Below are 11,830 nucleotides of genomic sequence, written 5' to 3'. Positions count from 1 at the left end.
TCTCACCGGGATTTCCTGTACGCCAACCACTCGCACCCGGTCCCCGACGCGCCCTTGCAGCCGTCGGACCCGCCGGGGGGCTTCACCCACAGGTGGGCGTCGATGCGGGCCTCGCCGGTGGTGGGCGTCGGGGCCCGGCCCAGCCTGCGGCCCGCGGGGTCGCACCACTCGCCGTCGGCGGGGGCGCCGTTGCCGTTGCGGCTGGTGGCGATCACCGCGCCGAGGCCCGCCGTGCCGAGGGCGTCCGGCACGGCGCGGTCGTAGGCGATCTCGTCGTCGGTGCCGTGGAAGTTGGACACGTCGCTGAGGATCCCGTCCGACGACGCGGGCGAGGCGGCCCCCGCCCGCCGCGGCAGGTCCGCCTGTCTCGCGGGCGTGTGCCAGCCGGAGTGTCCGGCGTCGTGGTGGACGCGGGCGCGGGCGTTGGCCTCCTTGAGCACCCGTCCGGCGCGGGCCAGCGAGGCGAACCGCTCGGCCCGCTGCCCGGCGGACAGGCAGTCGGCCTGCGCGACCGAGTCGGGCTCCAGGATCACCACGGCCTCCCCGCTGCCGAGCCCGGCGGCGAACCGGTCGATCCGGTCGTCGTAGGCGGCGAAGTCCGGCGCGCCGCCCTCGGAGTGCCCGCCGCAGTCCCGGCCGGGTGTCGCGTACGGCACGACGACGGGCACCCGCCCCTGCGCGGCCCCGCCGGACGTCACCGCCCTCACCCGCGCGGTGACCGTGTCCGGCGACCGGTCCGCGAACCACACGGCCGCGGACTGCTCCGCTGTCCGCGACTCGATGACCGGCCGGCGCGGGTCGCCGGGATGCGCCCGCACCCAGTCGAGCACCCGGGAAGCGGGATGCCGGTGGAGCCGCGCGGACACAGGGACGGTCCGCTTCCTCTTCGCACCGGGCTTCTGCGCGCTCGGCGACGCGGAAGGCGGGGCGCTCGTCCGCCGCGGCCGGACCGACGGCGAGGCGGACACGGTGGCCGGCGGGGGCGTCGAGAGCACGGCGGGCAGCGGAACGAGACGCGGCGACGCGGACGTCACGGGCCGGGCCTCCGGTGCCTCCCGCCCCTCCCCGGCCGCCGAGACCACCCCGGAGACGACGCCGGCCACGACCACGGCCGAGGCCGCCGCGACCATCGCGGTCCGCCGCGCGGCACGCCGGCGTTCCGCGCGGCGCGCGGACAGTCTCCGGGCACGCGAGTCTGCCACCCCGTGCTTCCCCCTCCCCCGCGGCGGACGCGTTCCCCCGTTCCGGGGAAGCGCCGGGCCCGCCGCCACTGGAGCCGGCCTGAAGGTGTCACCCTGCGCTCATGGCGCACCGCGAACAAGTCCTCACCCCGGTCGACGGGGTCGTCGCCCGTATGCGCGCCCTCGGCGCGGCCCTGCCCGCGCGGGACGGGGTCGCGGTCTTCAACCGTGTCTACCTCGCCGTGACACAGGCCGTGGACCGGCGCGTCGACGCCGGTCTCTTCCCCGACACGCGTGCGGTGATCACGCTGGACGTGCGGTTCGCCGAACGCTATCTGGCCGCGGTGGACGCGGCGGCGGACGGCCGGCGTCCCCCCGCCTGCTGGCGTCCGCTGTTCCAGCTCCGCCGTCACCCCGAGGTACGTCCGGTGCAGTTCGCGCTGGCGGGCATCAACGCGCACATCGGGCACGACCTCGCGCTGGCCGTCGTGGACACCTGCCGTGCGCTCGGCTGTGAACCCGCCGACCTGGAGGACGAGTTCGAGGCCGTGGGCGAACTCCTCCTGTCGCTGGAGGAGCGCGTCCGCGAGGAGCTGGTCCCCGGCCCCGAGCTGCTGCGGATCGCCGATCCGCTGACCCATCTGCTCGGCGCGTGGAGCCTGGAGCGCGCCCGGGACGCGGCCTGGACGGCGGCGCGCGCCCTGTGGGCGCTGCGCCGGCTGCCCGACGTGGCGGCGGAGTTCACCGAACGGCTGGACACCGCGGTGGGGTTCGCGGGGCGCATGCTGCTCACCCCGCTGCCCGGCTGACCTCAGTCCTCCGGGAGTTCGACGGGCGCGATCTCGTCGAACAGGTCGCCGGGACCCGGGTTGGTCGGGTCGGTGGCGCCCCCGAGGTGGTGCATCACGCCCCACACCGCGTTGAGCGCGGTCTGCACGGCGCCCTCGGCCCAGCCGGCCGTCCAGGAGATGTCGTCACCGGCGAGGAACAGGCCCCGCTTGTCCTCCGGCAGCCGGTCCTGCATGAAGTGGGTGAACAGCCGCCGCTGGTAGCGGTAGTGGCCCGGCAGGTTCGCCTTGAACGCGCCCATGAAGTAGGGCTCGTTCTCCCAGGAGACGGTCACCGGGTTGCCGATGATGTGCTTCCGGATGTCGACCTTCGGGTAGATCTCGCCGAGCGACTTCAGCATGACCTCCATCCGCTCGTTGGCCGACAGCGGCAGCCACTTCAGACTGTCGTCGCACCAGGTGTACGACAGACAGATGACCGCCGGCTCGTCCGGGCCGTTGTCCAGCAGATAGGTGCCCCGGGTCATCCGGTCGGTGAGCGTCATCGACATGACGTCCCGTCCGGTCGGGTTTCCCCTGTCGTCGACGGCCTTGTCCAGCCAGAACGGCCGGTCCACGGGCACGAAGAGCTTGGAGCTCTCCATGTAGTGGGTGCGCTCGATCGCGGTCCAGTGGTCGATCGGGAAGAGCGAGTCGTCGCAGTCGATCTTCGACAGCAGCATCCACGACTGCGCGGTGAAGACGGCCGCCCGGTACGTACGGATGTCGCCGCGCGCGTCGGTCACGGTGATCCGGTTGCCGGCGGTCCGTCCGAGCCGCGTGACGGCAGGACGCGGCTCCCCGTCCACGTGCAGGGACTTCAGCGAGGTTCCGTACGGCCAGTGGACGATCTTCTCCGGCTCCCGCTCCCACAGCCTGAGCGGCAGCTGCTGCGATCCGCCCACGATCCCCCGGTGGTGGTCGTCGGCCTCGGTGTAGACGACCCGCAGGATCTCCAGGATCGAATTCGGGAAGTCGGTGTCCCACCCCCCGGTGCCGAACCCGACCTGTCCGAAGATCTCCCGGTGCCGGAAGGACGAGAAGGCCTCCGACTCACAGAGGAAGCCGTAGAACGTCTGGTTGTCGAGCTTCTCCACCAGCCGCGACCAGATCTCCCGGATCCGCGGCACGTCCCGCTCGCGCAGGGCCCGGTTCATGTCGGAGAAGTGGGCCCCCTCCTCCAGGCACCGCGCCCAGGCGTCGGCGACGTCCCGGTAGACCTGCGGCAGATCGTCCATCGTCTCGGCGTAGTGCGACTCGCCCTTCAGATCCACCACGGTCGAAGGGGTCGCCTCGGCCAGCGGATTGGGGAACGGCCGGGTCTGAAGACCCACGAGGTCGATGTAGTGCTGCAGCGCCGTGGACGACGGCGGGAAACGCATGGCGCCCATCTCCGCCGTGAGCGACGCGTCACACCCCTCGAAGCCGACGGTCCGCAGGCGCCCGCCGATCCGGTCGGCCTCGTACACGACCGGCTTGAGCCCCATCTTCATCAGCTCGTACGCGGCGACGATCCCGGACAGCCCACCGCCGATCACGGCGACCTCGGTGCCGTGCTCGGTCGCCGGCACCTGCCCGATCCCGGCGGGGTGGGCCAGGAAGTCGTCGTACGCGTACGGGAAGTCCGGGCCGAACATGGTGATCGGCGGCTGCTGCTCGTCGGCGTGCTCGACGGCGTTGGGCACCGTGGACGTCATGGGGTACGGACTCCTTGCAGTGGTGGAACCGGAAGAGCGGATCAGACGAGGGACCGGTAGAGACCGGGCCGGCGGTCCCGCAGATACGGGTTGTCCTCGCGGGACGCGGCGAGAAGCACCGGGTCGGCATCGGCGAGGAGCAGTTCCTCGCCGCGGCCGGCGCGGGCGCGGACGAGCCCGTCGGGCCCGGCCAGCGCGGACAGCCCCACGAACTCGAACGCGCCTTCCCGGCCGGCCCGGTTGACGTACGCGATGTACAGCTGGCTCTCGAAGGCCCGCACGGGCACCACGGACTCGGCGACGAACTGGTACGGGTGCAGCAGGGCCGTGGGCGCCAGCAGCAGGTCGGTGCCGGCGAGGGCGTGGGCGCGGACGTTCTCCGGGAACTCCACGTCGTAGCAGATCACCAGGCCGACGGTGAGGCCGTTCAGCTCGGCCTGCACGACCGTGTCCACGCCCGGGGTGAAGTGGTCGTGCTCGAAGCAGCCGTAGAGGTGGGTCTTGCGGTAGTTCGCGAGACGGGTGCCGTCGGGGGCGACGAGCTGGACGGAGTTGTACACCGTGCCGCCGGCGCGCTCGGGGTAGCCGTAGGCGACGGCGAGGCCGTGACGGCCGGCGGTCTCGGCGACCGCGTCGGCCGCGTCGCCGTCGGCGGGCTCGGCGAGGCGGCCCAGGTCGTCGCCGATGGCGTATCCCGTGAGGAACAGCTCGGAGGTCACGAGCAGCGTGGCGCCCGCGGCCGCGGCGCGGGCGGCCGCGTCGTCGAGAGCCTTGAGGTTCTCGGCCACGGAGCCGGGGTGGCCGGAGCTCTGGAACAGGGCGGTGCGCATGCGGGATCCTCACCGGGAAGGCGGGGGGCTGGGGGTCACCCATGAAGGTACGGTCGCGTGGCTCCGCCGGACAAGGAGGAGCTGTTGCGCACCGGTGCGCCGGTCGTTGCGTGTGAACCGCCGTTCGCGGCGATTCGTTGCGCGGGGTGCCGGTGCGGCCGGGGTGTTCGCGCGGCCCGACGCTCACGGGGCGGCGTCACGCTCGCCCTCCCCCGTCGCCCCCGGGGTGGCTCCCGGGGGCGACGGGGGAGGCACGCGGGTCCGCGGAGCGCTACGCCGCCCGCCGCCTCCGCACCGCGACCAGCCCCACCGCCAGCACCACGTACGGCACCGCCGACACCGCGAACGCCGTGCTGTGGGCGTGGCCCGAGGCGACCGTCGCGTACCCCGCGAAGACCGCCACCGTCACCAGCTCCGTCCCCAGGCCGGCGACCGACGTCAGCGTCGCCCGCCCCGTGTCCTCGATCCGGTGCTGCAGGCGTGCCTCGGCCAGCACCGTCGCCGCCTGGAACGCGCCGAACGCGACAGCGACCAGCAGCAGCCCCGGCACGGTCCCGGCCACGGTCCCCACCGCCAGGGCGATCCCGCCCCCGCCCAGCAGCAGCGCCAGCCCGGTCGTACCGAACCGCTCCCCCTCCCCCGCCAGCAGGCTCCCCGCGGTCGCACCGCCCCAGATCACCAGCAACAGCCCAGGCACCGTCGTGTCCGCGACCCCCGTCTCCCGCACCAGCAGCGGCGTGTACTCGTCCAACGCGCCCCACACCGCCGCCACCGCCGGCACCAGCAGCAGAGCGCCCCGCACGGACCGGTCACGCCGAGCCTCGCCCAGCCCGGCCCGCAGGGTCGCGGCCCACCCCCGCCGCACAGCCCCCGCCACCCGATGCTCGGGGAAGCGCAACGCGGTGACCGAGGTCAGCAGGCACACCAGCACACTCGCCGCCCCCACAGCGGCATGTCCGCCCCACGCCAGCACCGGCCCGGCCAGCCCCATCGCCGCCATCACGGCGACCAGCCCCGCCGCCCGCGCCCGCCCCAGCACCCGGGCGAACCGGTCCGCGGCACCGGCCTGCTCCAGTTCGTCGTAGACGAGCGCCTCCAGCGCCCCGGAGCTCAGCGCCCCGCCGATCCCCCACAGCACGAACCCCACCGCGAAGGCGGCGTACGACGGCACGAGCACCCACAGGGCGAACCCGGCACCCGTCAGCAGCGGACCGGCCCACAGCAGCAGGCGCCGCGAGACCGCGTCGGCCCACGCCCCGGACGGAACCTCCAGCAGCACGGCCGTGACGGACCACAGGGCGAACAGGGACGAGATCTGCCACACGGACAGCCCGGCGTCGCTGAACAGCAGCGCGTACACCGGGTACAGCAGAACGAATTCCTCGAGGAACGAGTAGCCGTACAGCGTGGTCGTCAGCCGACGCACGCGCACGTCGCCGACACGCGTGGGCGTGAGAGTCATGAGGCCTTCCCGGAAGGGCGGTTCGGACACCGGACGCTGAGGTCGAACGGCGTCCGCGGCGGCCCTCGGGAGGCACTACGCGTGAATCAATGTCGCCAGGTCATGCTCCCGAGGGTAGTCCTCCGCCCGTCGGCGGCACCATCGCTTTCCAGGATCCGGCCCCTCGGGCTCACCGGTCGCGGAGCCGGCGCCGGAGGGCCGCCGCACGGGCCCGGGTCACGCCGGTACGGCGCCCCTCACCCGGGCGAGCCGGACGAGAACCGGCGCAGCAGCGGCGACAGCACCAGCACGGACTTGGTCCGCTCGACGAACGGCTCACCGGCGATGCGCTCCAGCACCCGTTCGAAGTGCCGCATGTCGGAGGCGAAGACCTGGGCGACGGCGTCCGCGTCCCCGGTCACGGTGGAGGCGGCGACGACCTCCTGGTACCGCTCCAGACCCCGCTGGATGGTCTCCGGGGACGTGTTGCTGCGGCAGTAGATCTCGACGAACCCCTCCGTCTCCCAGCCCAGGGCGGCGGGGTCCACCCGTACGGTGAATCCGGTGATGGCCCCGGTCGCGCGCAGCCGGTCCACGCGCCGTTTGACGGCGGGCGCGGAGAGGCCGACGAGCTGGCCGATGTCCGCGAAGGAGCGGCGGGCGTCCTCGGCGAGGGCGTGCACGATGCGTTCGTCGAGATCGTTCAGCACTGCGGGTGGTTCACTTCGCTTCTGGTGTGGCGGGGGCGGCGAGCCGGGAGCGGCGGTAGCCGTAGAGGAAGTAGAACACGAGCCCGACGGCCATCCAGACACCGAAGACGATCCAGGTGACGGTGGACAGGCTGCCCATCATCCACAGGCAGAAGCCGAAGCCGAGGGCGGGCAGCAGCGGGGACAGCGGGACCCGGAAGGAGCGCGGCATGTCGGGGCGGCTGCGGCGCAGCACCACCACGGCGACGTTGACCAGCGCGAAGGCGAAGAGGGTGCCGATGCTGGTGGCGTCGGCGAGCTGGCCGAGCGGGACGGCGGCGGCGAGCACACCGCAGAACAGGGAGACGATCAGGGTGTTGGCGCGGGGGGTGCCGGTGCGCGGGCTGACCCTGGCGAACACCTTGGGCACCAGCCCGTCGCGGGACATGGCGAACAGGATGCGGGTCTGGCCGTAGAGCACGGTGAGCACGACGCTGGCGATGGCGATGACGGCGCAGAACGCCAGCAGGGTGCCCCAGAAGCTCTGGCCGGTGACCTCGCGCATGATCTGGGCGAGGGCGGCCTCGGAGTCGGTGAACTGCCGCCACGGCTTGGCGCCCACGGCGACGGCGGCGACCAGGACGTACAGCGCGGTGATGATGGCGAGGGACAGCAGGATGGCGCGGGGCAGGTCGCGCTGGGCGTTCTTCGCCTCCTCGCCGGCGGTGGAGGCGGCGTCGAAGCCGATGTAGGAGAAGAACAGGGTGGCTCCGGCGGCGCTGACGCCGGCCATGCCGAGCGGCATGAAGTTCTCGTAGTTGCCGGAGCGGAAGCCCTGGACGCCGATGGCGCAGAACAGCACCAGGGCGCCCATCTTGACGACGACCATCACGGTGTTGGCGCGGGCGGACTCGCGGGCGCCGCCCAGCAGGAACGCCATGGCCAGCAGCACGACGATCAGCGCCGGCAGGTTGAAGACGCCGCCGTCGCCGGGCGGGGCGGAGAGCGCGGCGGGCAGGGTGACGCCGATGGTGCCGTCGAGGAGTTCGTTGAGGTACTCGCCCCAGCCGACGGCGACGGCGGCCACCGAGACGCCGTACTCCAGCATCAGGCACCAGCCGCAGACCCAGGCGATCAGTTCACCCATCGTTGCGTACGCATACGAGTAGGAGGAGCCGGAGACCGGGATGGTGCCGGCCAGCTCCGCGTAGGAGAGAGCGGAGAAGAGGGCCGTCAGACCGGCGATGACGAAGGACAGCGTGACCGCGGGCCCGGCCTTCGGCACGGCCTCGCCGAGGACGACGAAGATGCCCGTGCCGAGGGTGGCGCCGATGCTGATCATGGTCAGCTGCCACAGTCCGAGGGAGCGGCGCAGGGTGCCGCCCTCACCCTGGCCACCCTCGGCGACCAGGCGTTCCACGGGCTTGCGGCGCATCAGACGCATGCCCGTGCCCTGGAGCTGCGGGGCGGCGGGGCCGCCGTTGTGCGGGGGTGCGCCATGGTCGAGCACGCGCTGACTCCTTGATCGCTGCCGGTCTTCCGCGGCCGGGGACCGACGGCGCCCCGCGACAGCCGGGACCCGTCGAGCGGGGTCCCCGCCGCACACGTACAGCGCGTAACACTACGAGGTTTGTCGTTGCTGCTGAAATGCAGCAACCTTGCGCACCACCGCACGATCATTGCGTTCCTCGAGGTGAGGCGGATGTTCGTTGCGCCGGCCGTGTGGCCCGTTCCACACCCGCCTCACCGGGTGGGTCAGTTCCAGCTGGCGTGCAGCGGCTTGCCCTCCGCGTAGCCGGCCGCGCTCTGGACGCCGACGACGGCCTTCTCGGCGAACTCCTCCAGCGTGGCGGCGCCGGCGTAGGTGCAGGAGGAGCGGACGCCCGCGACGATCGAGTCGATCAGGTCCTCGACGCCGGGGCGCTCCGGGTCGAGGAACATGCGGGAGGTGGAGATGCCCTCCTCGAACAGCGCCTTGCGGGCGCGGTCGTAGGCGGACTCCTCAGAGGTGCGGTTGCGCACGGCACGGGCGGACGCCATGCCGAAGGACTCCTTGTAGGGGCGGCCGTTCGCGTCGTGCTGGAGGTCGCCCGGGGACTCGTGGGTACCGGCGAACCACGAGCCGATCATCACGTTCGACGCGCCGGCCGCGAGGGCCATGGCCACGTCGCGCGGATGGCGGACACCGCCGTCGGCCCAGACGTGCTTGCCGTACTTCTTCGCCTCGGCGGCGCACTCCAGCACGGCGGAGAACTGCGGCCGGCCGACGCCGGTCATCATCCGGGTGGTGCACATGGCGCCGGGGCCGACACCGACCTTGACGATGTCCGCGCCGGCCTCGACGAGGTCGCGGACGCCCTCGGCGGAGACGATGTTGCCGGCGACGACCGGGACCTGCGGGTCGAGCCCGCGCACCAGCCGCACGGCGTTGATCATCGACTCCTGGTGGCCGTGCGCGGTGTCGATGACGAGGGTGTCGACGCCCGCCTCCAGGAGCTGTTTGGCCTTGCCGGCCACGTCGCCGTTGATCCCGACGGCGGCGGCGATGCGCAGCCGCCCCCGGTCGTCGGTGGCCGGCGTGTACAGGGTGGCGCGCAAGGCGCCCTTGCGGGTGAGGATGCCCGCGAGGCGGCCGTCGCGGTCCACGGCGGGCGCGTAGCGGCGGTTGGCGCCGTCGAGGGTGTGGAAGGCCTCGCGCGGGTCCCTGTCGGCGTCGAGGAGGATCAGGTCCTTGGACATGACCTCGTCGAGCTGGGTGAAGCGGTCCACGCCGGTCAGGTCGGTGTCGGTGACCACGCCGACCGGCCGGTGCTCCTCGTCGACGACCACGCCCGCGTTGTGCGCCCGCTTGGGCAGCAGGGACAGCGCGTCGGCGACGGTCTGGTGCGGGGCCAGCACGATCGGGGTGTCCAGCACCAGGTGGCGGTCCTTCACCCAGGAGACGACCTCGGCGACGACCTCGATCGGGATGTCCTGCGGGATGACGACCAGTCCGCCGCGCCGGGCGACCGTCTCGGCCATGCGACGGCCGGCGATGGCGGTCATGTTGGCGACGACGAGCGGGATGGTGGTGCCGGTGCCGTCGGGCGAGCTGAGGTCGACACCCTGCCGCGAGCCGACCGCGGAGCGGCTCGGCACCATGAAGACGTCGTCGTACGTCAGGTCGTACGGGGGCTGGATGTCGTTGAGGAAACGCACGTGCTGCACATCCCAGTCGATCAGAGGCGGCCCCCGGACAGGTCAGCCAGGGGGAAGAGCACGTACTTCATTCTCCCACGGTGACCGTGACGCCGGTCCCGGTCGGATCGTCCAGCCCGGTCGGGGAGATGCTCGGCGGATCCTCCAAGGGCGAGCGCCACGGTGAGCGACGGGGCGCGTTCCACGGCCTCGGCGAACACCTCCTGGACGGTCGCCCGTTCCCGGGGGGGGGGGGCGTCCGTGTGGGCCCGCCGGCCGCGGACGGCGGGCAGCAGCCCGCGCTCGGCCGCGGGCTCCGGGCCGGGCGGGGCGGCCGGCGAGGGAGTCCGCGAGGGCGTCCCCGTCGCGCCCGAACCGGCCGGGCGGGCCGAGCGCGCGGGCGCGGCGGTCCGTCGGGCCCGCCTTGCCGGTCACTCCGTCGGGGTCGAGGGGGACGACGAGCCGGGCGGTGGGGTCGCGGGGCGTCCCCGTACCGCCGTGAACGTCGCGTGGTGGACGTCGGTGCAGGACGTCCCGTCGTTCCCGCCGGTGACGACACTCCGGGCGTCCCGGTCGTCGGAGCCGGGCGCGGGCACCGTGCACTCGTGGGAGGGGCCGCGGTCGTGCCGGGGCGGCAGCCCCCCTCGAAGCCGCAGAGCAGGGCGCCGTCCCGCTCGTACGGGAAGGGGCCGCCCTCGTCGGTGAGTTCCAGGGTGCGCCGGGTCCCGGCGGGCAGGCCGGACGCCTGCACGGTGGACAGTTCCCCGGCCCACGCCGGCGCCCCGCCCTCGTCACCGGCGGTCGAGCGGCCCGTCGGCAGGGCGAGCAGCGGGCAGGCCACGGGAGGCGGGAGGAGGGCCCTTCACGGCAGCATGCGGCCGACGCCGCCGGTCCCCTCCCGGTCCCACGCGCCGTCAGGGGCCGTCGGGGTCCGCGCGGTTGAGGGCGGAGCGCGGGGCGGGTCCGGCGGTCATCAGGTAGTCGGCGGCCGAGGTGTCGGTCACCAGACTGGTGACGAGGCCGGAGCGCAGCACCGCGTCGATCGCCGGCCCCTTGCGCTGTCCGCCGGCGATGGCGACGACCTCGGGCACCCTGCGCAGCTGGTCGGTCTTGACAGTGATGCACCGCTCGCCCAGGTCGCGGCCGATCCGGCGGCCCTCGGCGTCGAAGAGGTGCGCGGACATCTCGGCGGCGACGCCGAGGGAGGCGTAGTGCGCCCGCTCCTCGTCGCTGAGCATGTCGTGCACCGTGGAGATGCCCGGCTCCCAGGAGCCGATGGACACACAGGCGACGGTGACCTTGTCGAAGTACTCGAAGGCCCGCGCGATGCCCGTCTGGTGGCGCAGCGCCTCCGCGGTGGCGGCGTCCGGCAGCAGCATCGGCGCGTAGATGGGGTGGGCGTCGCCGCCCGACACCTGCGCGGCGCGGCGCACGGCCTCGACCGAGCCGCGTTCCGCCGTGCCCGCGTCGTACACGCCGGTCAGCTGGACGACCGTGCAGGGCGGCAGCCGGTCCAGGGCCGCCGCCATGTGGATGGTGGAACGCCCCCAGGCGAGGCCCAGCACGTCCCCTTCGTTGACCAGCTCGCCGAGCAGGTCGGCGGCCACCTCTCCCAGGTTCTCGGGGTCGGGCGTCTCCTCGGCCTCGGCCGGGGACTCGACCACGACGGCGTGCCGCAGGCCGTAGCGGGCGCGGAGCGCGTCCGAGCGCTCGGCGTCCAGCTCGGCGGGTACGCGGATCTCGATGCGTACCAGATCCCGCTCGAGGGCGGTCTCCAGGACCCTGGCCACCTTGAAGCGGCTGACGCCGAACTCCTCGGCGATCTGGATCTTGGACTTTCCCTCGAGGTAGAAGCGGCGGGCCATGGCCGCCGCCTGCACCAGCTCAGCGGGTCCCATCCGCATGGCTGACCGGCCCGCCGACATACCCGACACGGCGATCTCCTCACTGCTGTTCACGCTCTGGACTCGCCGTTCATCCTTGCAGAT

The 11,830-nt window shown here is 73.2% G+C and carries 9 protein-coding genes; 1 reads left to right on the top strand and 8 read right to left on the bottom strand.

What is annotated here, in order from left to right:
* Positions 1-2: 2 nt before the first annotated feature.
* A complete protein-coding gene (locus C1708_RS27185; protein WP_106415159.1) occupies positions 3-1,130 on the bottom strand; it encodes a glycoside hydrolase family 6 protein in 1,128 nt (375 codons plus the stop codon).
* Between the two features lie 173 nt (positions 1,131-1,303).
* Here C1708_RS27185 and C1708_RS27180 point away from each other — a divergent pair, with 173 nt between their 5' ends.
* Positions 1,304-1,990: a DUF5995 family protein gene (locus C1708_RS27180; protein ID WP_106415158.1), complete on the top strand. Its 687-nt coding sequence runs from the start codon at positions 1,304-1,306 to the stop codon at positions 1,988-1,990.
* 2 nt (positions 1,991-1,992) lie between these two features.
* Here the strand turns inward: C1708_RS27180 and C1708_RS27175 are convergent, their stop codons facing one another.
* From C1708_RS27175 to C1708_RS27135, 7 genes are all read right to left on the bottom strand, one after another.
* On the bottom strand, positions 1,993-3,705 hold the full coding sequence (locus tag C1708_RS27175; RefSeq protein ID WP_106415157.1) for a flavin monoamine oxidase family protein: 1,713 nt from the start codon (positions 3,703-3,705) through the stop codon (positions 1,993-1,995).
* A gap of 41 nt (positions 3,706-3,746) precedes the next feature.
* Positions 3,747-4,535 (bottom strand): carbon-nitrogen hydrolase family protein, encoded by a 789-nt coding sequence (locus C1708_RS27170; RefSeq protein WP_106415156.1) that lies wholly within the window; start codon positions 4,533-4,535, stop codon positions 3,747-3,749.
* A gap of 271 nt (positions 4,536-4,806) precedes the next feature.
* On the bottom strand, positions 4,807-5,997 hold the full coding sequence (locus tag C1708_RS27165; RefSeq protein ID WP_106415155.1) for an MFS transporter: 1,191 nt from the start codon (positions 5,995-5,997) through the stop codon (positions 4,807-4,809).
* A gap of 236 nt (positions 5,998-6,233) precedes the next feature.
* Entirely contained in the window at positions 6,234-6,686 is a 453-nt protein-coding gene (locus C1708_RS27160) for an Lrp/AsnC family transcriptional regulator (RefSeq protein ID WP_106415154.1), read from the bottom strand.
* Between the two features lie 10 nt (positions 6,687-6,696).
* On the bottom strand, positions 6,697-8,175 hold the full coding sequence (locus tag C1708_RS27155; protein WP_106415153.1) for an amino acid permease: 1,479 nt from the start codon (positions 8,173-8,175) through the stop codon (positions 6,697-6,699).
* A gap of 245 nt (positions 8,176-8,420) precedes the next feature.
* Positions 8,421-9,863: a GuaB1 family IMP dehydrogenase-related protein gene (locus tag C1708_RS27150; RefSeq protein WP_198602751.1), complete on the bottom strand. Its 1,443-nt coding sequence runs from the start codon at positions 9,861-9,863 to the stop codon at positions 8,421-8,423.
* An 893-nt stretch (positions 9,864-10,756) separates the two neighbouring features.
* Positions 10,757-11,800, bottom strand: a complete 1,044-nt coding sequence (locus tag C1708_RS27135; protein WP_106415151.1) for a sugar-binding transcriptional regulator — start codon at positions 11,798-11,800, stop codon at positions 10,757-10,759.
* Positions 11,801-11,830: the final 30 nt, after the last annotated feature.

Source organism: Streptomyces sp. DH-12 (assembly GCF_002899455.1).
Taxonomy (GTDB): Bacteria; Actinomycetota; Actinomycetes; order Streptomycetales; family Streptomycetaceae; genus Streptomyces.
This window is presented reverse-complemented; position numbering and strand designations above follow the sequence as displayed.

Bases quoted from the DNA above. Each gene is read 5' to 3' on its own strand.
- C1708_RS27180 (WP_106415158.1), top strand. From the start codon at position 1,304: ATGGCGCACCGCGAACAAGTCCTCACCCCGGTCGACGGGGTCGTCGCC.
- C1708_RS27185 (WP_106415159.1), bottom strand. From the start codon at position 1,130: ATGGTCGCGGCGGCCTCGGCCGTGGTCGTGGCCGGCGTCGTCTCCGGG.
- C1708_RS27170 (WP_106415156.1), bottom strand. From the start codon at position 4,535: ATGCGCACCGCCCTGTTCCAGAGCTCCGGCCACCCCGGCTCCGTGGCC.
- C1708_RS27175 (WP_106415157.1), bottom strand. From the start codon at position 3,705: ATGACGTCCACGGTGCCCAACGCCGTCGAGCACGCCGACGAGCAGCAG.
- C1708_RS27165 (WP_106415155.1), bottom strand. From the start codon at position 5,997: ATGACTCTCACGCCCACGCGTGTCGGCGACGTGCGCGTGCGTCGGCTG.